Source organism: Nostoc sp. UCD121 (assembly GCF_014222285.1).
In the GTDB taxonomy this organism is placed as follows: domain Bacteria; phylum Cyanobacteriota; class Cyanobacteriia; order Cyanobacteriales; family Nostocaceae; genus Nostoc.
Genome location: NZ_JACKZS010000007.1, coordinates 40,762 through 63,161 on the forward strand (window position 1 = coordinate 40,762; position 22,400 = coordinate 63,161).

The 22,400-nt window shown below is 41.2% G+C and carries 16 protein-coding genes and 1 pseudogene; 12 read left to right on the forward strand and 5 right to left on the reverse strand.

The features are described 5' to 3' along the window. Positions 1-184: 184 nt before the first annotated feature. Complete coding sequence (locus GNF10_RS02755; protein ID WP_311774096.1) at positions 185-2,986, reverse strand: PAS domain S-box protein; 2,802 nt, start codon at positions 2,984-2,986, stop codon at positions 185-187. 913 nt (positions 2,987-3,899) lie between these two features. On the opposite strand from GNF10_RS02755, the gene GNF10_RS02760 reads away from it, so the two are divergent. The 4 genes and pseudogenes from GNF10_RS02760 (at position 3,900) to GNF10_RS02775 (ending at position 11,318) form a co-directional block, all read left to right on the forward strand. Further along, entirely contained in the window at positions 3,900-6,437 is a 2,538-nt protein-coding gene (locus tag GNF10_RS02760) for a proteasome protein (protein WP_185580465.1), read from the forward strand. A gap of 58 nt (positions 6,438-6,495) precedes the next feature. Further along, positions 6,496-6,899: pseudogene (locus tag GNF10_RS02765) on the forward strand (DUF2887 domain-containing protein). Between the two features lie 201 nt (positions 6,900-7,100). Further along, positions 7,101-10,076 carry a molecular chaperone gene (locus tag GNF10_RS02770; protein WP_260446082.1) on the forward strand — a complete coding sequence of 992 codons (2,976 nt, stop codon included), beginning with the start codon at positions 7,101-7,103 and terminating at the stop codon, positions 10,074-10,076. 150 nt (positions 10,077-10,226) lie between these two features. After that, the gene (locus GNF10_RS02775) at positions 10,227-11,318 is read left to right on the forward strand and encodes a hypothetical protein (RefSeq protein WP_185580466.1); all 1,092 of its coding nucleotides are present in this window, start codon (positions 10,227-10,229) and stop codon (positions 11,316-11,318) included. Between the two features lie 87 nt (positions 11,319-11,405). Here GNF10_RS02775 and GNF10_RS02780 read toward each other — a convergent pair whose 3' ends face one another. Both GNF10_RS02780 and GNF10_RS02785 read right to left on the reverse strand, forming a co-directional pair. Continuing rightward, positions 11,406-11,585, reverse strand: a complete 180-nt coding sequence (locus tag GNF10_RS02780; RefSeq protein WP_012407945.1) for a high light inducible protein — start codon at positions 11,583-11,585, stop codon at positions 11,406-11,408. A gap of 178 nt (positions 11,586-11,763) precedes the next feature. Further along, positions 11,764-12,492, reverse strand: a complete 729-nt coding sequence (locus GNF10_RS02785; protein ID WP_185580467.1) for a cytochrome b/b6 domain-containing protein — start codon at positions 12,490-12,492, stop codon at positions 11,764-11,766. Positions 12,493-12,632: 140 nt separating this feature from the next. Between GNF10_RS02785 and GNF10_RS02790 the strand changes: the two genes are divergently transcribed. From GNF10_RS02790 to trpD, 3 genes are all read left to right on the forward strand, one after another. Then, positions 12,633-13,769, forward strand: a complete 1,137-nt coding sequence (locus tag GNF10_RS02790; RefSeq protein WP_185607111.1) for a hypothetical protein — start codon at positions 12,633-12,635, stop codon at positions 13,767-13,769. A 17-nt stretch (positions 13,770-13,786) separates the two neighbouring features. Continuing rightward, on the forward strand, positions 13,787-14,674 hold the full coding sequence (locus GNF10_RS02795; protein WP_185580687.1) for a DNA adenine methylase: 888 nt from the start codon (positions 13,787-13,789) through the stop codon (positions 14,672-14,674). Between the two features lie 83 nt (positions 14,675-14,757). Continuing rightward, positions 14,758-15,852, forward strand: coding sequence for an anthranilate phosphoribosyltransferase (gene trpD / locus GNF10_RS02800; RefSeq protein WP_185580686.1), 1,095 nt, complete (start codon positions 14,758-14,760; stop codon positions 15,850-15,852). On the opposite strand, the gene GNF10_RS02805 is transcribed toward trpD, so the two are convergent. After that, a complete protein-coding gene (locus tag GNF10_RS02805) occupies positions 15,782-16,846 on the reverse strand; it encodes a TIGR02281 family clan AA aspartic protease (protein ID WP_185580685.1) in 1,065 nt (354 codons plus the stop codon). The genes trpD and GNF10_RS02805 overlap by 71 nt on opposite strands. Positions 16,847-17,103: 257 nt before the next feature. Between GNF10_RS02805 and carA the strand changes: the two genes are divergently transcribed. From carA to GNF10_RS02830, 5 genes are all read left to right on the forward strand, one after another. Further along, on the forward strand, positions 17,104-18,270 hold the full coding sequence (carA, locus tag GNF10_RS02810) for a glutamine-hydrolyzing carbamoyl-phosphate synthase small subunit (protein WP_185580684.1): 1,167 nt from the start codon (positions 17,104-17,106) through the stop codon (positions 18,268-18,270). Positions 18,271-18,412: 142 nt separating this feature from the next. Further along, positions 18,413-18,778 carry an STAS domain-containing protein gene (locus tag GNF10_RS02815; protein ID WP_083782327.1) on the forward strand — a complete coding sequence of 122 codons (366 nt, stop codon included), beginning with the start codon at positions 18,413-18,415 and terminating at the stop codon, positions 18,776-18,778. 581 nt (positions 18,779-19,359) lie between these two features. Further along, positions 19,360-19,839, forward strand: coding sequence for a ribonuclease III domain-containing protein (locus tag GNF10_RS02820; RefSeq protein WP_185580683.1), 480 nt, complete (start codon positions 19,360-19,362; stop codon positions 19,837-19,839). 95 nt (positions 19,840-19,934) lie between these two features. Then, the gene (rlmB, locus tag GNF10_RS02825) at positions 19,935-21,023 is read left to right on the forward strand and encodes a 23S rRNA (guanosine(2251)-2'-O)-methyltransferase RlmB (protein ID WP_185580682.1); all 1,089 of its coding nucleotides are present in this window, start codon (positions 19,935-19,937) and stop codon (positions 21,021-21,023) included. An 86-nt stretch (positions 21,024-21,109) separates the two neighbouring features. After that, positions 21,110-21,412, forward strand: a complete 303-nt coding sequence (locus tag GNF10_RS02830; protein WP_185580681.1) for a DUF1816 domain-containing protein — start codon at positions 21,110-21,112, stop codon at positions 21,410-21,412. Positions 21,413-21,546: 134 nt separating this feature from the next. Here GNF10_RS02830 and GNF10_RS02835 read toward each other — a convergent pair whose 3' ends face one another. Further along, entirely contained in the window at positions 21,547-22,395 is an 849-nt protein-coding gene (locus GNF10_RS02835; RefSeq protein WP_185580680.1) for an alpha/beta fold hydrolase, read from the reverse strand. Positions 22,396-22,400: the final 5 nt, after the last annotated feature.

The window sequence follows — 22,400 nt, forward strand, 5'->3', positions numbered from 1 at the left end:
TTATTACAGAGTAATTAAAGTGTAATATTTTTAGCTCTAACTCCCTATAGTATAAATAATCCCCCCAATTCCTGTAAATTTTAGGTTTTTGGGGGGTTCAAATGTTGCAGCAAAAAGTGAATTAATCTTAGTTAACAACTAATAGGTTAACTTTTTGGTTAAGAAAAGATTAAAGTTGTAATATTTATGTTGAAGGTTGCTCATGTAATGGAATCATGATGACAAACTCTGCACCTTCTCCAGGTGCTGAAATACACTGGATTTGTCCGCCGTGTTTTTGAACGACAATTTGGTAGCTAATTGACAAACCCATACCCGTGCCTTTACCTACGGGTTTTGTAGTAAAGAAGGGGTCAAATAAGCGTTTGCGTACTTCTTCAGTCATGCCTGGGCCATTGTCGGCAAAGCCAATGATTACACGGTCTTCTTTGATAAGGGTACGAATGCGAATCTGAGGAGAAGTAATTTGTCCTTGGTTGTTTGTCCTTTGTTGAGAGTTATTTACTAATGACAAATGACTACTGACACATGACTCTTCTAAAACATCGATCGCATTTGCCAGCAAATTCATAAACACCTGATTCATCTGTCCGGCGTGACAGACTACTGGTGGTAGGTTGCCATAGTCTCGGATTACTTGGATTTCGGGATGTCCTGGTTTGACTTTCAGACGATTTTGCAACAGCAGTAAGGCGCTATCAATACCTTCATGAAGATTTACTGCTTTCGTGCCGTCTTCATCAAGGCGAGAAAAATTGCGTAAAGATAAGACTATCTGCCGAATGCGTTCGGCTCCCATATTCATAGAATCCAGAATTTTAGGCAAATCTTCCTTGAGAAAGTCTAAATCTATGTTGTAGATTTGTTCGTGAATATCTGGTGTTGGTGGGCAGTAACTCTGCTGATAAAGTTCTACCAAGTGCAATAAGTCTTTGGTATATTCACGGGCGTGGCTAATATTGCCGTAGATAAAATTGACGGGATTATTGATTTCGTGGGCAATACCTGCAACCAATTGTCCCAAACTGGACATTTTTTCAGTTTGAATCAGTTGGGATTGGGTTTGTTGAAGTTCTAGTAATGCTGCTTCTAGTTGCTGGGCTTTGTCTTGGGCTGTTTGGGCCGCAATGCGACTTTGGGTGTAGAGTTTAGCTTGGTCAATAGCGATCGCTATTTGAACTGTAACTGCCTGTAGTAATTCTACTTCGTTGTCCAGCCAAGGCCGGAAGCCACCACAAGAACCACAGCTAAATGTTCCTATTTCGCCAGATTGGGTGTGTACAGGTAGCGACATAAAGGCGGTGAAACCAAAATCTTGTAAAAATACCTTTGCAGTGCAATCGCTTACAGTCTCAACATCATTAATACGGATGATTTCTCTATTCAAGGTTTTGGCAGCGATAAGTTCGATTTCTGCATTAGTTGCTTCTTGTTCGTCAACTAGATAGGGTAAAAAGGAACTTTTCGCTTCGTATACTTTCTCCCAATGGGTAACTTCAGCGTCTTGCCGATACCAAAAGAAGGCGCAGCGATCGATCTGGAATAAGTCACGGATCTCCTGCACTGCGGTTTCAACAATGTAATTGAGATCCAAGGAAGCTCGAATCTGGTTAGAAAGACGATTGAGTAATGCTTCCCGTTGGGCACATTCTCTGAGTGCAACTTCTGCTTGCTTGCGATCGGTGGTGTCATAGCAAATACCAACGAAGTTTATAACATTACCATTGGCATCTCTAATAGCAGATGAGTTGCTTGTATGCCATCGCCAACTGCCATTTTTGTGTTTTACCCGATATTCAATTGCGTTCTGCTTTTCGGTTGTTGTCGCAATTCTTTGGAAATAATCTGCACAAATAGGCACATCATCAGGATGTATAAATGGAATAAAAGATTGGCCTTCAACCTCTGCTATCTCATGCCCAAAAATTTCAGTCCAGTTTGGAGAAACGTAAGAAAATATCCCTTCAAGGGTCAGGGCAAAAATAACGTTATTGGCATTTTCAATAATGGTGCGAAACTTGGTATCGCTTTCTATTAATGCTGCTTGTACTTTGTCGCTGGTGTCACGGACAAGAACTATGATTTGTTGGTCTGGTAACGGCAATAACCTAGCTTCAAAATTAATCTTCTCTTGTGGAAGCGGTAAGGTATATTCAAAACTGACTGAAGATTGAGTTTGGAGTACTTGAGTTATTGCTTGCTGGAAGCGATCGCAGATAGCAGTCGGTAGACATTCTCGCAAACTCTTGCCCTGACAATCTTCCGTTGAAATGTACGGCTTTTTTATCTCTCCTGGTTTGTAATCCAGAATACTTCCATCAGCATCGATACGAAAGTACAAATCAGGAAGCACTTGCAAAATCGCTGTAAATTCTGATGTTCTTTGGCGTAACTGTGATTCAACTACTTGGCGTTTTGCAGTTTCGGCTTGGAGTTGCTTTTGTGCTTTTTTTAATTCTGCCGCTTGTTTTTGTTCTGTTAATTTGCGGAGATCGCGAGATGAATGTGTAGATGCCGAGTAGTTTTCTCTCAGGGTTAACCGCACTTCTGTTACATCCACACAATAACCGATGTAACCCACAAACCTACCATCTGCTGAAAATCGTGGCGCAGCTGTATCTAAAATCCAGCGATATTTGCCATCAGACCGACGCAGGCGATATTGCCTCTGGAAAGAATTATACGTTGCAAATGCTTTTAAGTATATATTTTTACATTGTTGTTGATCTTCTGGATGGACGCTACCAGCCCAGATATTGCTTATCTCTTCTCGTCGAGCAGATGCAGGCCCGCCTTTTTTTAGATGGGTTCCAGTAAATTCTAGCCAATTTGAATTTAAGTAGGAATAAAGTGCATTGCATCCAGCCATCCAAATCATCAGAGGAGAAGTGTCTGCCTGCTGGCAAAATACTTTTTCATCCTGTTGTATTACTTCCTCTTTGACTATGATTTGGTTAATGTAGCCCTGCACCTTTTTAGAAAACACTTTTGCCTGCCTGCTCTGCCTAAATTATTAAGGTAAATATCTGAAAATAGAATTTGTTAATAAAGGGATATCATCTGGATTGCGGTCTCTTATTTTATCTTAATACTTTATTTATTTTTATATCTCCAACAATTGCTTTTCTCTTGTAAATAAATTGAAAAAATGCTGAAGTTATCATTAAGATTAACTTCATGATTTTTGGGGAGATTTAAAATATTTATCTGTCAGGAAAATTATTTAACTATGTTTATTCTTAAAATTACCTTTAAATTCATCTGAGCTATGTAATCACATAGCTCAAAACCTTATTTAGCTTTACAAAAACTATATGAGTCGCTAAGAGGCAATTACATCTTTATCAGAAATTCATAATAATCGGTAATTTCATATCAAATAAATATTGATTTTTTATCAAGAAGAATTCAGCATGAATTAGAGTCTTGAAGACTATCAGTCACGACTATACAGACTTGTGTTGAGCGGAGTCGAAATACAAAACCAACGTCAGTGGTTTTGAAATTTTTGATTTTTTATCTTTTCCGTGTAGGTAAACTTTGCTTGTGTAGTAACGAATTATATTCACCTAATGTTTTTCAGAAAAGCTCTTAAAATCAATGGTCTAAAAGGATTTAATGCCCACATCTATACTAAGCATCTCTTAACGATTTTGTGTATAAAACTCTACTTTATTTATTCGTATTTCCGAATCCTGACTTCTGAATTCCTTTTCAACTTTCCCTGAAAAACCCGATTTTTCAAAATTGTCTTGACCGTTCAAAATGCTTCATTCCAAAATCGCAAATTAAATGAGAGAGATGCTAAATGTGATATCAACACGTTATAACAATGGCTAGCGATCCTATTTTATATGTTATAAAGCTCACAGAAATTCATGTTAGGCGGGAACTACTTTATGGAACCAGATAAACTGGGCCGTTTTAAGGAGTACGGCGAATTCATCCTCCGAAAGATAGATTCTGTGCCCCAGCACCCTTCAAAACAAGAAGATTGGGTTCCAGCTAGTCTTGATGACTGTCTCCTGCGTTTGCGGTCAGCTGCCCAGAAAACTGTAGACCTTGCAACTTCACCTGTCAAAATTGGGGTGATGGGGGAATTCAGTAGTGGAAAAACTTTACTTTTAGGCAGTCTAATTGGATATGCAGATGCTTTACCAGTCAGTGAAAACCCCACTACAGGTAATGTTACCGCAATACATATCATCCCGCAAGACGACTTTGCAACTACTCAATTAAGTAATTTCACTGTAGAGTATCTTTCTCACGAAGGGGTACATGAGTGTCTACGCTTCATGCTAGGCGAAGCCCATAAACGCACGACAGCAGCAGGGCTTCCTCCGATACCAGTATCGAAACTCAACTCTGGCAAAGATATTATTAGCTGGTGTGAGGAGGCTTGGAATAGTAGTAACAATTTGGAGCTACGTTATTTACTTCGGGAGTTGGTATTATTCCTGCGGGCTTATCAAGCTTATGGGGAAGTAATGTGTGGTGGGCACTACCAGATTGATGCTACCACCGCCCGCGAAGGGCTACAGCTGGTCGAACAGCCAATGGCAATCCAAAGTCTAAAATTTGAAGATTTACCGCCAGCGCATATCCGATTACCAAGTCCACCCCAGAGGCTACCAACAAAGTTATTGCAGAATAGCTTTCCACTCATCCGGCGCGTAGATATCGATGTGAAAATCTCGCGGGAAATTTGGGATTTTACAGGTGCAGCGAAATTTATTCTCATCGACTTTCCGGGATTGGGGGCTGCTAATTCGGGGGCTAGGGATACCTTTTTGTCGCTGCGAGAACTGGCAGAAGTACAAACAATTTTGGTATTGCTAAATGGTAAATCTCCTGGGAGCGATCGCGCCAATAAAATCTTTACCATGATGCAGCAGCAGCGACCGGGACAAGACCTAAAAGATTTGATTCTCGTCGGTGTGGGCCGCTTCGATCAACTCCCCTTAGATAGCGAAGGTGGCGAAAGAGAACTCGACCAACTGATTGAAGATAGTTCACATTTAAAAGAGGAAACCGTTTTCCAAAAACTCAAAGTTCTGCAAACTACCATCGACGGTGCAGAAGCCTTTACAACCCAAAAAGACCGCATCGTTTTACTGTCGCCACTATTGGGACTGGCTGAATTAGCAAAACGTTCTAGTACAGTCAAAGCTGGCTCACCAGATTTTTTGGCTAACTTGGACTACCCTGATTACCTAGATCGGTCGAAACGGCTACAAAATAAATGGGAGTTATTAAGCGAACGGCTGTTAGACACCGATCCCCGCAGTAATTTAGGCAAACAGCTAGGTTATTTTGGTCAAGATGGCGGACTTAGTAAGCTGCGCGAAGTGATTCAAACTCACGTAGCAACTCACGGTTTGAAGCAACTGTATGAAGATACTCGCAGAGCTTCTGATGTAGTAAGTCAGCAACAAGATCACTTGAAAGACATCATAGATGAAATTCACGAGCAAGGTATCCCCACAGGAGACAGCCCCGCCTTTCTTGAGTTGCGCTATGTGGTCGAAAGCTTGGATAAAATCTACAGGAATTTTCAAAAAGATTTAGGGACAGAACCACTTAAAGATCGGCGCGGTGTTGTCGTCAGCGATGTAGTTAAAGACGAACTCACTTTTAGAATCCTCAATTGGAACCAGTGGACTTTACTCTTCAACAAAGCCAACAATGGAGCGATCGCTCTGGCAGAATCTAAAGGTGCAGCCGGGAAATTATTCGATCGGGGAAATCGTGTAAATAGTTCTCTTCCAACTAAAAGCGATGATTTTTATCCAGTATTTGAGAAAACCGTTAAAGAAGTAGAAGATTTTGCCCGCGATCGCATTCATCAAGCAGTATTAGATTTGTTGAACCAATTATCAAATTATGTAGCCCCAGAACGCGAACAATTGCAGGTATTTTTCCATCCAGATATGGAACAACAAATTGAAGAAAAATTTGGTTTTGAAGATGCCGATCTGTTTTACAAGTTATTACTAGGATGCGATCCTAACGAATGGAAGGAAGCAATCATCTCGGAAATCACTAGTAAAGATAAAACAGTTGCACCTGAAACCATCTTTCCTCTAGCGCGTCAAGACGAGAAACACAACGTTGGTCAAATCTTTGACTGGGCGCCAGAAAAAAGCCAAGGTTTATCTAGATCGAGCAATCACCAACTTTTAGTACTGCGGCTGCGAGATGAAATCACTGCTAGCGCTAGCCTCCATCTTGTGCAGTATGTTAGCGAAGTTAATCAGCAAATTAATTCGGAAATAGCAGGCATTTTGGATCAAATTATTCCTAGTTTGCAAAACCTTTCAAAAAAAGAAACTTTGCTGAGATATTTGGCGGCTGGGGACTTACCAACTGAGATAGCGATTCCTACTTGGTTACAGATTCTTTCAGAAATCGCTTCTGTTTCTTACTTAGATGTTTGAGATGAGCTAACTCAGAAAATAACTGATTGCGATCGGGTAGGGATATGAGGATGTCTTTGTGAGACGAGATGCTATTTTTTATACAATTTTCAAGCGTGTCCCTGGGTTGCTATTCGAGCTAGTAGAACAGCCTCCAGCCGAAGCTGCTAGCTATCGCTTTGAATCAGTTGAAGTTTAACTGTTTTAGCTAAGGAAGAGATAATAGATGTAATCACAACGATTGCTGTTTATAAATTCGCCAACTTAAGTCGTGAAGAGGTAGAGGCAATGTTAGGAGTTAAGTTAGAAGAAACGAGGGTTTATCAAGAAGCTAAACAAGAGGGACGAGAAGAACTAAAACTTGAACTTCTACCTCAACTTTTAGCCAGTGGTATGCCAATAGAAGAAGTTGCCAAGTTACTTAATTTAACTATCGAACAAGTAAGACTTGCAACTGGGCAAGAATCTTCAACATCAACTTAGGAACTGCTGCAATTTTCATAGCGTAGCCCAATCTACGCATCGCGCCAGATAAAAAAGCCAGTGCTAAAGAGAATCAGTGGTACAAGACCTACGATTAAAAGTCTTCACCAGAAAGATTCTCTAAATTTGTCATTTTTATGATAGATAAAAAACCATAGTTTTTAGCCAGCTATAAAACAAACAACAGAAAGTGATACTATAATGAACCCTTTTCAACTCAACAAATATAGCGATCAAGAACCAAGCGAGAAACAACAAAAAAGATTTCCGGGATGGTTTGCTTTAGATTTTGGTACGTCAAACTCCACAGTTACACTCTTCGATCCAATTGAAGTGCCGATCGCAGAAATTCTACCAAAAGAACAGGAAGTGCGGTTGCGCGATCGCTTATCACAATGGTTGAGTTCTCCCGCTTCAGTGGCTTTACCAGATGTCAGCGATGATGATTGGGCAAAGTTCATCACCGAAATTAGCAAAAACCTGGAGATAGATCCAAGAAAGTTGAGTGAAGTCTTTGAAAGTGACAATAAAGAGCGATTTTTGGAAGCAATTCGCCAAATTGAGCTTTCTTTAGGAAACAGTGAGAGATTCCGCCGTGCTGTCAGCAAAAAACTTTACCAAATCTATCATGAGGTGTTTCGCGTTCCTACCCTAGAGTCGCAAAATCTGATCCCAGTTGTGCTGGATATCGATCGCCGCGATACGGAAATTCCCAGCGAGTTGGAAATTTCGCAGCTAGGAGACTTAAAACTGCGGATGGGTAGGGAAGCTAGAGATAATCGCAAAAAAGCGATCGCTCAAGGTACAAGCAGTTCTTTAAAGGAAATTATCAGCAGATTTCACCATTCGCCCAAACGTTATTTTGGCCAGGAGCGATCGTTTTCAGTTATTTTGGATGGTAAAGAAGAAATAATTAGCGCTAACCAACTGATTCAATCTGCTTGGGCACATTTAATCGAGTTAACTGAAGATTACCGCCGACGCGCCCAACGCAGATTTTCAGAAGGAACTTTTTTGACAGCAGTTGTCACTTACCCCACTGTCGCCCCACCAGTTGTTCGCAAAGAAGTTAAGGAATTTGTTGAGCAATTGGGGATCGATGATGTCCAAACTGCTTATGATGAAGCCGTTTCCGTGGCGATATTCTTTTTGTGGCGAGAATTTGGCGGTAATCTTAATATTGGCATCGAGTCATTCAAAACTCGTTGCCGTCAAGTCGGAAATAAATGGTCACAAAATGTCCTCGTTTTAGATATCGGCGGCGGAACCACAGATTTAGCTTTAATTGAATTGACTTTAGAAGATAAAACCCCAGCTTTTGCCGATTATGAAGATCGGGGTTTAGGAGGACGTTACTATAAACTCACCCCCAAGCTATTAGGTTCATCCGGTCATTTACAGTTAGGTGGTGAGTTAATTACGCTGCGAATTTTTAGATTATTAAAAGTTGCGATCGCAGACTTTTTATTGACAGCAGTAACAACAGGTGATATTGAAAGCGAAAAGCTAGAAGATTTAATTAGCTCTGAATTAAACGAGCGCTTTTTAGAACAAGGCAAATTCAAAAGTGGCAGTCTTTTAAAGTGTCTAGATAAAGAAAATCCAGAAGGCGATATTGCTTACAAAGATGCCCTAGATACTGCTGAGAAAGTATTACCCACCCGTTGGCAACAAGCACCACAACGGCTGCAATCATTTTATATCCTCTGGGATTATGCAGAAGCTGCTAAACTTAAACTTGGGCAGAAAGCACCAGCAGATAATTCTCTATTAACCTTCACACTTTCTGAACAACAAATTTCCGAACTCCTCACTCAAAGCGCCGTTAAATTGCAAGTCAAAGATCCAAATAGCATCTGTGTCACCCTAGATAACCAGCAATTTGAACGAGCCGCCGTTGCAGGAATAAAAGAAGCGATCGGTATTGCCAAAGGATTAATGGAAAGCCGCTTACGTTCTGATGATCTCACCAAAGATTCTTGGAATTCCCAAAAAGTTGATTGGTTAATTTTGTCTGGAAAAACTTGTAATTTAGACATAGTACAGCGCCAAATCTACCAAGAATTTAGTAAGTCTCCATATTTTGTGTGGAATCCAGAACGAATTACATTTGTGTTGGAATTTACCAAATTAGCAACCTCCGCAGGTGCTTGCTATGCCGAGAAATTGCGAAGATTGAGATTCGATCCAGAAGAGTCTAAAAGCTTGCTGCGTAAGGGAGCCAACCAACTAGAAATTGATGTCAAAAACCTGTTTTATTATTTACCCTGCAACTTCAAACGCAAAACCCAAAGTAACGATTTACTAACTATATTCAAAGCTGGACAAGAACTCTATCAACTCGCACCTTGGGAAACTGTAGCGAAGGTTCGTACTGCATGGCAAGGGATACAATTAACTAATATTATTTACCGTCAAGACTACGAAGATGGAGATTTACGACTCTGGGGTAGCTTCGACGGTAAAAACCTCATGAATAAACTGGGAATGCAAGAAGCAGAGTTTCTGAAAAAAATCAAAGTCCAGTTTGAAATTGACCAAACCCTTGAATTTAATGTATTGCTTTGTCAAGGAAATCCCCATTATTTAATTGATATTTCTGGTATTGATTTGGAATCAGTTGTTTCCGAAACATCGCCACTATTTGCTGATGGTAAATTGAACTGGAATATCGCCGTAGAACGCTTCAATAAAGATTTAAACGATGGTGATATTGCCGTCAATGTTATTGAGTCTGCAACTGTCGATCAACCAGATGCCTATCATCTTGTCTTTGAAGTAGGAAATGATGGTACTAAATTGTTTAAAAAATTTCACTATCTACGCGATGGCGTGACGGAACCAGGAATTGGATTAATTAGTAATCCTTTACCTCCCTTCCCACAAACTGGCCAACACACCTTCTATATTTATCAAACAGATGCGGAAACCAACAGCAAAAAATGGATAAGAATTGGGGCACTCAGCAAACCAGATGTGACAACAGATTACCCTTGTCAATATCGTGTAACTCTTGACGATCAAGGTATTCTACGGATGCACGCTGGTGAAGTGCCTTATTGGACATCAAACAGTCAGGAATGCCTAAAAGAAGAAGGATGTATTTATATTGCTGAATTAGAATTGCAGCCTAATGAAGTTGATAAAGAACGCGATCCATTTTGCGGTATACATTAACTCTTGCATTAAACCTTCGCGTTCCTCTGCGTTGAAAAAAATTAAGATTTTTAAACGCAGAGGGGCGCGGAGTAAACGCTAAGGGGCGCAGAGGAACGCAAGTTTAATTCACTACGAATCACATACAAGTAATATTTGGAGGTGAGATTTATGCAGCACTTGCGTCAATTATTAGAGATAGAAAACTCACAGTTAGCCCAGTTACTGCGGTTTAGTTTGTATGGACTAGAGGCTACTTTAAATCAGGCTCGCACAGAATTACCACTAGATCCAGGATCTAGAATATGCGATGAGGTGCTGCAAGAACTTCATAACCTGTTGCAACCTGCACCCCCACAGCAAACTACTGGTTGGGAAGATGCGCCAGATGAGCTAAAACTAAGTCACCTGCGGGAAGCTTTCGATTCTGACTCAGAACTTAATTATTATCTGGGTAATTCCCAACTGCAAAGCACAACGGACTCTGATTTGTGGAATGAGATTCAACGCAAGCTGCTGCGAGTACCAGAAGATTTGGCTGCAACTTGGCGATCGCGCACTTTAGATTTAGCCCAAGAAGTTGGTGCGATCGCAGATAATTCTAACCTCTATCAACTTCCCTTTATCCGCGACGAAATTATCTACCCTGGCCTTAGTGGTACTGTTCAAACTCAGGGATTGACCTTGTATCAGCAGGCACTCTCAACTTCTAAAATTCCCCAAGGTAATGTATCGGATTTACCAGCAGCATTCCTATTTTTATATATGAATTTTATTGAAATAGACCCAGATTTACATCATGCTTTAAAGAGCGTTTTTAGCTTCGATGTCATTTCTTTACACTCCAAAGCAGAACAGCGCGATCAATATATTGATGCTTTAAGCGATCGCTTCCAACGCACCCAAAAAGCAGAAAAAAACACCGATCCCCTGTCAATTCTCCGTGCTTGGATTGACATGGACGAAGCAATACATTCCCTAGTATTTGTACCACCGGCTGAACGCTATTCCTGGTGGGGAAAGCTACAACATGAATCACGGCGCATCCTGAAGAAAGTCGCTGATGAAGCTATTAATGCAGGTAATGAAGTGCGAATTCGCCAATTATCGGGGCTTTATGCAGATATCTGTGCTTCATCCAAGGATGATTTACAACTAGACTGTGGTGGTATTCCTGGCGAAGTCTTAACTTGTCTTCGAGTATATGCGCGAATTAATCAAGAAGAATCTCCAGGTCGTGTAATATTTCGCTCATCACGGTAAGAGAATTTTCTCATAAAGGAAAGGCAGACGATTTTACGAATCGCTGCCTTGCCCGATCATCTAATGAAGCTATAAAAACGTTTAAATCTATAAAATGCCCCAGAAGTGTAAAATCCCTTGACCAGAAAACACTTCAAGCGCAACAGCAGATAAAAAACCAATCATTGCAAAACGACCGTTCCAGTTTTCGCTCTGAGGAGTGAAGCCCCAGCGCAAAGCGTTAGGATCTTCTGGAACCGAACCCGTAGTCTTCTTAACGTCTGCCATAAATAATACTCTGAGCTTTTATGTTGTAACAGTTATAACTGCCTGTAAAGTAATGTAACAGATTTTTACGGAAATGCAACATAAACTCGATATAAAATTCAGTAGTATATATTACGGATGCGTAATGTGTTGGTTGCGATCGCCTACGATGGCAAGCTACGCCCCAACAGCCAATTACCTATGACTCACTACCGGGAAAAAATATAGGTAAGACAAACGCTGTCAGAATTCCACCCAACACAATCACCTCAATAATTCTGAGGTAAGAATTGTTTTGTATAAAATTATTCATTCCCGCACCAAAGTTAGTTTGTAAGGTAGTCAACCAAGTACGGAAACGACTAGACCATTTATCAGGGCTATCTTCTGGGCGAAACTTCCACGAAAACATTGAGAGTAACAACGGCGCACCACCCACCTTGGTAGACATCAAAACATGAATCGCCACACAGCCAACCATGACAACCCAGGCACTAAGGTGAAGGGAGTACCAAATATGATGTATCTGCCCTGCTGGAAGCCATTCTTCCTTCATCATCCTGCCAGAGTTCACAGCCAAAATAGCGGCGATGAGCATGAGAGTATTTATCAGACGTTGCAAGCTAACCCACCAAATTGGCTTGCCAACCTGGGTTAGTTGCTGCAAAGAATCAGATTGAAGCAGGCGCTTTTGTCCAGCATGAAAGCTATAAAGGGCAAAAGCAGGCAGAATAATCAAGAAGAATAATGCAAAAGTGCCGTGAATCCCTTGAATATCCCCAATTTGAGGAAATGGTATTTTACCAAATCGGCGATCGTATGTGTTGTAAACCAAAAATCCGGTAATAATTGCCGCTATAACTAAAATTCCACTCGCGCCGTGAAGAATTCGCAACAACAAAGGTTGATAGGGTGCAGAACGGGGCATAAAATGAGCCTTGGTAGCTTACTTCAGAAAATTGTAACCATTCAGGAGGAAATTAACTCTTGCTTGGTTATTTCTATGCTTTAATAGCCAATACTGAACTAAACTATGGCAAAGAGAAATATTAATAAAAATTTGAATATATGGCTGAAGTTCTCCACTTTACAGGATTTATCAAAGGAGTGACCTATAAAACTTACTTGGATGATAATTTAAGTAGAATTAATTTAGATGTATTTGATGTCAATAAAGAAAAGGGTTATGGATTAATCAAGTCACCTAAAACTGAAATTGCTTATTCAAAATGGGTATCACCTAAGAGAACCAGAAGTTATCCATTTGCCAGAATTTATAATACATATAATTCCTCAAAAGTTATAACTATTATCCCGGTAATTAAAGATGAGGGCAAAGATGGAGATATAGATAAAATTCAATACTCTACAATTTCTTGGATGAATTTGCTTAATATCTATATAGTACTTGCTTATTACGAAACAGCAAAAAAAAGTACTAAGAAGGGGCAGGTTAATAAGAATAAATTGAGTAATCAAAAATTTGCTAATGATTTTGTTAAATTTCAAATTAATGAAATATTAGCATATCGACAAAGCGCACTACATTGGAACAAGAATCTATTTGAAGAAAGATTTACACAAACTTTTGAAAAAGCTCTAGATTCTTATGATTCTATTTTTCATCAAACTGGAGTAATAATTCACTCACGAGAAGGATCAGATAAATATTTACATAAAATCAGAGAAGAGTTTGAGGAATTTAAGAATATTTCTCTTAAAGGTTCTCAGAGTGCTAGTAAGAGAGAGGCGCTAACTTCTCATAAGCTAGAATATTTAGTGGATGGATTAAAAGCAACTTTTAGTATTGAAAACTATCTTGGCGGAATTTACTATTTGACTCCTGATGAGATAATATTCGAGAACAACACGTATATTATACAAGAGTCAAAAAATACTTCAAAAGCATCCTTGCCAAAACTCCCTGATATTCAAGATGGTTTATTCAAGCTAATTTTATTTTCTAATTTAGATTCTTTAATATTGAACAATGAGCCAGTGTTATTTGTTACCAAATTAAAGCTTACGGGCAACAACGTTGTTGGTTCTATTGTTTTTCCAGATGCATCTCTAGAAGACCTAGAATACTTTTTAGAAGTTAATATTAAAATTTTTAATACAAATCAAAAAGCAATTATAAAAAAATTGGCTTTAGAAGCTCAAAACAATCATAAACTTAAAATAGAAGTATCCAGTAATTTTTAAACATTATAATATTGGTTATGATCAAAAGCCCTCTCCGTTATCCTGGTGGTAAGTCAAAAGCAATAAATCAAATAGTTGAATATTTGCCAGAGAGCTTTTCGGAATTTCGAGAGCCTTTTGTAGGCGGTGGTTCTGTATTTATTTATTTAAGACAAAAGTTTCCTCATATCAAGATTTGGATTAACGATTTAAACCGCGAACTTTTTTTGTTTTGGAAGTTTGCTCAATCTGATATAGCTCAGTTAGTTAAAGAAATTCGAAATATAAAAATCAAATATACAGATGGCAAATTACTATTTAGAGATTTAACTAGTGTAGATGTCAATAATTTAGCTGATTTAGAAAGAGCAGTTCGCTTTTTTGTACTCAACAGAATTACTTTTTCGGGAACTGTAGAATCAGGCGGTTTTTCTGAACAAGCTTTCCATAAAAGATTTACTGATTCTTCAATAGAACGGCTAGAAAAGTTAGAAAATATTCTATCAGAAAATGTCCAAATTACTAATCTTGATTACAGTCACCTATTAAACCCAGAAGGAGAAGATGTATTTTTATTTTTAGATCCACCATATTTTAGCGCTAAAAAATCAAAGCTATATGGTAAAGATGGTGACTTGCATACATCTTTTGAGGATAAGAGATTTGCTGAACTTTTGCAACAATGTGATCATCGCTGGCTAATTACCTACGATGACTCACTGCACATTCGAGAAAATTTTCAATGGGCTAATATCTCGGCGTGGGAATTGCAATATGGTATGAATAACTATAAGCAGAGTGGTGCAGCCAAAGGAAAAGAATTATTCATTACTAACTACGAAGTTAAACTTTATTTGGATAAAAAAGCAAAAAATCAGAAGCTTCTTAATCCAGCTTGGCAGTTGAGCCTTGATATTTCAACCTAACTTTAATAGCGACCAATTTTCCGGTAGGATAGCTCCCATACCATTCAACCTAGCTACACCCTACAAAACCAAAAACCTGAGCTATGACAACTTTTCCAATCCCTGCTCAAGAATCGTCTGTTAGCTGGTATATATTACTGCAACAATTAATAGATGGCCAATCCTTGTCTCGTACTCAAGCTACTGAATTGATGCAAGGTTGGCTCAGTGAAGCGGTTCCCCCAGAGTTATCAGGAGCAATTTTAACAGCGCTGAACTTTAAAGGCATTTCTGCCGACGAATTGACTGGTATGGCTGAAGTATTACAATCTCAATCAAAACTAGGGACTGGGGACTGGGGACTGGGGACTGGGCAAAAATCTACCCAATCCCCAATCCCCCTAATTGATACCTGTGGCACTGGTGGAGATGGGTCATCAACCTTTAATATTTCCACAGCAGTTGCATTTGTTGCTGCTGCATCTGGCGTATCAGTAGCTAAACACGGCAATCGTTCAGCTTCAAGTCTCACGGGGAGCGCAGATGTTTTGGAAGCCTTGGGTGTAAACTTGAGCGCATCCAGTAACAAGGTGCAAGCCGCACTACAAGAGGTGGGGATCACTTTCTTGTTTGCACCTGGTTGGCATCCAGCACTGAAAGCGGTTGCCCAATTGCGGCGGACTCTCAGGGTAAGAACGGTGTTTAATTTACTGGGGCCATTAGTAAATCCTTTGCGTCCAACTGGGCAAGTTGTAGGGCTATTTACTCCCAAACTTTTGGCGACTGTTGCCCAAGCATTAAACAATTTAGGCAAGGAAAAGGCGATCGTTTTACATGGACGAGAAAAACTTGATGAGGCTGGGTTAGGAGATGAAACTGACTTGGCAGTTTTATCAAACGGAGAAGTACAGGTAACTACCATTAATCCCCTCGATTTGGATCTAACACCTGCTCCCATAGGTATGCTTCGGGGTGGGGATGTCCAAGAGAATGCGGCGATTCTCAAGGCGGTACTCCAAGGTAAGGGAACTCAGGCACAACAGGATGCAGTTGCCTTAAATGCGTCGTTGGCGCTGCAAGTAGCAGGTACGATCGCACTCCTAGATCACGCTCAAGGAATTAAAATCGCTAAGGATATTCTACAAAGTGGGGCTGCTTGGACGAAGTTGGAGCAGTTAGTTGAGTTTCTGGGGGATTAATTTGCGATCGCGTCCCGCGCACCGGAGGTGATCGCAATTGCGGGCGAAATTCTACTACATTACGTTTGATGGTGACATCGTAGTTGCCAAAAAAGTCATGTCCTAAAAGTCCAGTTTCTAGTTCCGCACCTGCGATCGCTACTGGTACTTTATTTACTATTACCCCGCCAACTGCCATCGAATTAACATAGCCCACAGGGAATTCTACAGCCCTAGAACTAGCGGTGTTTGCCTTAGCTTTGCCTACTGTCACGATTCCCAAGGTATTTGCCATCTCTTGGGTGATGACAGTGCCACTGGCTCCTGTGTCCACAATCATCTCAAATTGTCGTTGGCCATTGAAGGTGACTTCGACAATTGGCGTTCCACCAAGCCGCCTTTTAATTGGGGCTGTAAACACTTGCTGATCTGGAATCACTACTGCTGATGACGGCAAAGCTGGCTTTATTGATAACGGTTTTGTTTCTGGTGGAGGCGAAGTATACTTTGGTGTGATTATTGTTTGAGGAACCACAACTACTATCCTCTTCGGTTCGGCAAAGCGCACAGGGCGAGGAGCAGCTTGTTGTTGGGCATATTTAATTTGGCGACGATATTCAGTGATTTTGGTTTGAGCGATCGCAAATTCTGGGCTTTGTCGCCGGACTCTTTGCATCAACGCGATCGCATCCTGGTACTGATTCGCCACCAAAATCCAATCACCTGAAGATTGAGCAGAACGGCTGATACTCCAAGCGCCAACCGCTTTGTCTAGCCCCTGTTCAAAAAGATTTGGTTCGCTTTCAGAAGGCTCTAGCGGCCGTACTTCTGGGGTAACTGCTGGTGTTGGTGATTCAACGGCAGGCTGTACTGATGCCAGATCCCCAATTGGCGCGGGTTGCTCATTGCCACCAGTCACAGTGTTCCGTTTGTCTTCACTACAGGCAACACACAAAACCGCTAGAGCGCTTGATACAAAAATTAGGGTTGCACGGGATAAAAAAGACTGAAGCATAATTAATTTTAACTGCCCAAGCTTTGCCAAATCCACTGCCGCTACTTTAATTCCCTTTTAATTTTAATTAACTATCCAAAAAACTCCTAATTGCCCAACTCATGGGATAATTAACAATCGCAGTATTAGAGACTGGAGACTAGAGACTGGGGACTAAGTGGGGAAGAGTTTTCCCAATCCCCAATTCCCAATTCCCAATTCCCAATACTTCGACTTCGCTCAGTACAAGTTCCCAATTCCCAATTCCCCAATTTACTATGCCCCTGACTGACGCAATACCTGCTTTACTTGTCTTGGCAGATGGAACTACTTATCGCGGTTGGTCTTTCGGTGCGACGGGAACCGCGATCGGAGAAGTGGTGTTTAACACTGGCATGACCGGATATCAAGAAGTTCTGACTGACCCTAGTTACTGCGGTCAGATTGTCATTTTTACCTATCCTGAATTAGGCAATACTGGTATCAATCTTGAAGATGAGGAATCAGACGGACCCCAGGTGCGGGGTGCGATCGCCCGAAATATTTGTCAACGACCAAGTAACTGGCGATCGACACAATCCTTACCAGACTACCTCAAACAAAATCAAGTACCAGGGATCTACGGCATCGATACCCGCGCTCTCACCCGCAAAATTCGGATGTTTGGAGCCATGAACGGTGGCATTTCCACAACCATTCTCGATGAGGCGGAATTGCTAGAACAGGTACAGGCGGCTCCCAACATGGCGGGATTGAATCTGGTTCGCGAAGTCACCACATCAACGGCTTATGAATGGTCAGATCCCACAATTCCAGCTTGGGAATTCAACTGTGAGGCTGCGGAAAATCTTGGAGAAGCCTTTACCGTTGTTGCCCTTGACTTTGGCGTAAAACGCAACATTTTGCGTCGCTTGGTAAGTTACGGTTGTCGGGTAATTGTTGTGCCTGCTGATACGCCACCAGAAGAAATCCTCAATTACAATCCAGATGGTGTGTTTCTTTCTAATGGGCCGGGCGACCCGGCTGCCGTCACTGGAGGGATTGCAACTGCCAAAGCGCTTTTGTTAAGTCAAAAACCCATCTTTGGTATTTGTATGGGGCATCAAATTTTAGGTCATGCGTTAGGGGCAGAAACCTATAAACTAAAATTTGGTCATCGTGGTTTAAATCAGCCTGCGGGTTTACAACAACGGGTAGAAATTACCAGCCAAAACCATAGTTTTGCTATTGACCCAGATTCTTTACCTACGGCAGTTGTGGAAATCAGCCATCTGAACTTAAACGATCGCACCATTGCCGGGGTACGTCACAAATCTCTACCTGTATTCTCTGTACAGTATCACCCAGAAGCCAGCCCTGGTCCACACGATGCCGATTACTTGTTTGAGCAATTTGTTCAAGCCATGCAAGCAGCACGTGAAGCCGCAACAGCCGAGGTGAAGTAAAAATAGGGAATGGGTACTAGCTAGGGATTAAGAAAAAGTTTTTCAACGCCCAATGCCCAATACCCAATGCCCCAAAAGATTGTAGACAACTTGCTCAAAAACCATCTATACTTGAGCGTTCACTTTAACTCATGAGGAGGGAATTATTGCTGAGCCACTGAATCTAACCGTTAGCCTGAGGGGTACTCGTGAAGTCCGGGATAACTGCCAGCTATTCCGCCTCACAGGTTTGTTAGATGCCTTTTCTGAACCCACATTTCGCAAAGTGCTTGGCAGCAAGATTGAAGAGGGCCCTAAGCACATTATTTTGGATCTCTCACAAATCGACTTTATTGATAGCTCTGGCTTGGGCGCTCTGGTGCAGCTAGCCAAGCAGGCTCAAACTGCTGAGGGTACTTTGCAAATTGTCACGAATGCCCGCGTAACTCAAACGGTCAAGCTTGTTCGTCTAGAGAAGTTTCTCTCCCTGCAAAAATCAGTTGAAGAAGCTCTAGAAAACGTCAAGTAGTCTTGGTTGCTTGAAACAAGAGACCAATTCAGCTATCCAGATTCAACATCGGGTAGCTTAATTTTTAAAACTTCTGGCAGAAAACCTCTCTCCTTGTGGGAGAGGCAAAAAGCCAGTTGCGCTATTATTATATTTAAAGTAGAGCAACCAAAAAAATATATATACCAAGTGATTGCTGTGTAATCGCTTACTATAACGTTCGGATTAATAACCAAGTCTGAAAAAGTTGTAAAAAATACAAATTTAGCAGATTTGTCTATAGATAAACTTGACTTGATACTGTATAGTTAAAAATTGTCACTTACTAAGTAAGCATAGCAATGCTATCTAGTAACGGGGTATATTTGATGTTCAGATTTTACCCTATCTTAGACACAGACTACAAGAAGCAGGCGGAATTTGGTTTACAGGCGTTGACATCAGGGTGATTTTAAATGCCAACTCTCAATCAAAAAGATGAAATTAAGAAGTAATTTTGATAGTATTGATTATGCTAAGTATACTATCATGGCATACTTCAGAAAAATCAGTCTTTGCGAAGAATGCCTTCCTAATCTAGCCCGTCAAGGAATGATTTATTTGTGAAGTCACAGGAGGAAGAGCTATTAGATGGACAAGATAAAACTCCCAAGCAGAGTTTATCTTGGACTGAAGCACTCTTGGCAACCACAGGGCCATTCCAACAGATTTCCCTCTCACAAGTGCAACAAATTTCTCCTACTGCTTTAGCATATTTGGGGGATGCAATTTATGAGTTGTATGTTAGAATGTTCTATCTGCTGCCATTGCAGCGGTCAGGAATTTACCATAGTCTGGTAGTGGAGCAGGTAAGAGCAGAAACACAAGCGCTACATTTGCGATCGCTAACTCCTCATCTGAGGGACACCGAATTAGAAATTGTCCGACGGGGTAGAAACGCCGCGACAGGCCGCCCTAAGCGACTTAATCCCGAAATTTATCAACAGGCAACTAGTCTAGAAACCCTAATAGGCTATTTATATCTCACCGATTACCAGCGTCTAACCGAACTGTTGCAAATGCTTCATGTAGAAAAAGGGTGAAAACTCAATTTCACAACGATAGGTACAGCAGTAGATTAGGTTCCAGAAATTACGGTAATCGGTATGTTCAACCATAAGCTATATTCATAAATCAAATGCAGAATAAACCGAGAAAAATCATCAACACTAACACTTCTACTGGCGAGCCCAATCGTGGTAAACCTATAAAAATTAAGGGTAAGCGTGTTGTTAATAATCCCACTCGCAACCCCCGGAAAATAGATAGTAACCCTATCTCTGTTGCTAATCCCACTCGCAATCCCCGGAAAATAGATAGCAACCCCATTTCTGTTGCTCCCATTCGCAATCCCCGGAAAATAGATAGCAACCCCATTTCTGGCAATTCCCGACAACGAAATAGCAGCTTCTCTCAGCCGCCTGTATCTACACAACCAATAGAAGAAGATAACGATCTCATCTACGGTCGTCATCCAGTATTGAGCGCATTGCAAAAACAGCGCAATCTTAACCGCATCTGGATTACGACCCGTCTGCGCTACGATCCCAGCTTTCACCATTTTCTGCTGCAAGCTAAGGAAAATGGCACCGTTATTGATGAGGTTGAACCCAAGCGCTTAGACTATCTCACCAATGGGGCGAATCATCAAGGTGTGGCAGCACAAACTGCTCCCTATGGCTATATCGAATTAGCCGATCTCATTGAACAGTCTAAATCTGTAACCGATCCCGTTATTGTCGTGGCTGACGGAATTACTGATCCCCACAACTTAGGAGCAATTATTCGCACCGCCGAAGCAATAGGCGCTCAAGGATTGGTAATTCCCCAAAGACGGGCATCTGGGATCACTTCCACTGTCATGAAAGTAGCAGCAGGCGCTTTAGAAAACTTTGCTGTATCTAGAGTTGTTAACCTTAGCCGCGCCTTAGAAGAATTAAAAGAAGCTGGCTTTTGGATTTATGGTACTGCTGCAAGTGGAAGCGAACCCGTGCATACTGTTAATTTTAAAGGCCCAATCGTTTTGGTAATCGGTTCAGAAGGCGAAGGTCTGGGTATGTTGACTCAACGTTCCTGTGATTTCTTGGTATCGATTCCTCTGCAAGGTAAGACTCCTAGCCTGAATGCCTCTGTCGCAGCAGGGATGGCGCTTTATGAAATTTATCGTCAGCGATCGCAAAATACGCTGTACTTAGATAAGTTACAAAAAATTTCTTTGAAAAAATAACAGTAACAGAGTATAAAGAAATGTAAAAGATAATAAAGCACCATATCGTTTAACACCCTGTAGACGTTTATAAATCGGCGAAAAACATGAAAACCCTTTGGCATAACCTCAAGGAAGTGTTGATTAACACATTCGAATCCATCGGCCTAGCTTGGTGGGTAGAGATTGTGACGCAAAATCCCCGGTGTACTTACTACTTTGGGCCATTTCTGACTTCTTCTGATGCAAAATTTTCAAGCATTGGATACATAGAAGATTTAGAAGTCGAAGGAGCTACGGGAATTACTATGCGTGTCAAACGTTGCAAACCTAATACCTTAACAATTGCTGAAGACTTGGGGGAAAGATTTGACCGCAAAGTACAGCCTGCCTTTGGCGGTCAGATTTAAGTTAGGCGAAAATCAAGATAATTCGTAATTCGTAATTCGTAATTCGTAATTCGTAATGGGCTTCTCTACGAGACGCTAACGTAATTTCGAGTTCTAATTGCGAATTATGTGATTCTGAGGTAAAAACTCTGGGACTATTGAATACCAATTACCTGCGGATGTTCTTCCAGCCAATGGTCAATGTCATTCAGCACCTGCTGGGGGACTTCCCACGGGAAAAGATGGGCGGTGTTTGAATAGCACTTCCACTGAGAATTTTGGAGGTGTTGAGCAGTTTGTAAACTGGAATCAGATGTGATGTGGCGGTCTTGAGCGCCAGCAAGTACCAAACTAGGACATTGGATTTGTGGCAAATCTGGAACCCGATTGTATCCCGATTGAATTGCACTATAGAGGGCGCGAGTAGCAGCAGAAGAGGTTTGCAGATAAGCTGGTACTGCTTCTTTGGCGATATAGTTGTAAGTTGTGGATGTATGTTGTTGGACTAAGTAGCGGAAAAGCGATCGCTTGCCAAAAGTTTCAATATTCCATCGCCAACTCGGTTTTATATAGTTTAATAAGCCAGCAACGCCAGTATATAAATTATCCTGCCAACTTATCGGAGGATGACTACCAAGGGGTTTTGCGGCTGTCGCCACCAAAATCAGCCCAGTAACGCGCTCTGGTAAACGCAATGCCAGTTCCATTGCCAGAATGCCCCCAAGTGACCATCCCAATACTAGGCATTTTTCAATATTTAAGCGATCTAGTAGCGCTTCTAAGTCAGTTAAATGGTCAGTCATATCAAAATTGCCATTCCAGCGACTTTTGCCATATCCGCGTAAATCAGGGGCAATAGTCTGATAGCGTTTTGATAAATGATTGGTGAACACAGAAAGACTACGACCACTACCAGGATGACCATGTAAGCCCAATATGGGGAATCCTTGACCTTGGATGTAAACATTGAGACGTGCAGCAGGGGTAGGATGGCGATCGCTCATTACTT

Coding starts and splice junctions, on each gene's coding strand:
- GNF10_RS02760 (WP_185580465.1), top strand. CDS start 3,900: ATGGAACCAGATAAACTGGGCCGTTTTAAGGAGTACGGCGAATTCATC.
- GNF10_RS02770 (WP_260446082.1), top strand. CDS start 7,101: ATGAACCCTTTTCAACTCAACAAATATAGCGATCAAGAACCAAGCGAG.
- GNF10_RS02775 (WP_185580466.1), top strand. CDS start 10,227: ATGCAGCACTTGCGTCAATTATTAGAGATAGAAAACTCACAGTTAGCC.
- GNF10_RS02780 (WP_012407945.1), bottom strand. CDS start 11,585: ATGGCAGACGTTAAGAAGACTACGGGTTCGGTTCCAGAAGATCCTAAC.
- GNF10_RS02785 (WP_185580467.1), bottom strand. CDS start 12,492: ATGCCCCGTTCTGCACCCTATCAACCTTTGTTGTTGCGAATTCTTCAC.
- GNF10_RS02790 (WP_185607111.1), top strand. CDS start 12,633: ATGGCTGAAGTTCTCCACTTTACAGGATTTATCAAAGGAGTGACCTAT.
- GNF10_RS02795 (WP_185580687.1), top strand. CDS start 13,787: ATGATCAAAAGCCCTCTCCGTTATCCTGGTGGTAAGTCAAAAGCAATA.
- trpD (WP_185580686.1), top strand. CDS start 14,758: ATGACAACTTTTCCAATCCCTGCTCAAGAATCGTCTGTTAGCTGGTAT.
- GNF10_RS02805 (WP_185580685.1), bottom strand. CDS start 16,846: ATGCTTCAGTCTTTTTTATCCCGTGCAACCCTAATTTTTGTATCAAGC.
- carA (WP_185580684.1), top strand. CDS start 17,104: ATGCCCCTGACTGACGCAATACCTGCTTTACTTGTCTTGGCAGATGGA.
- rlmB (WP_185580682.1), top strand. CDS start 19,935: ATGCAGAATAAACCGAGAAAAATCATCAACACTAACACTTCTACTGGC.
- GNF10_RS02830 (WP_185580681.1), top strand. CDS start 21,110: ATGAAAACCCTTTGGCATAACCTCAAGGAAGTGTTGATTAACACATTC.
- GNF10_RS02835 (WP_185580680.1), bottom strand. CDS start 22,395: ATGAGCGATCGCCATCCTACCCCTGCTGCACGTCTCAATGTTTACATC.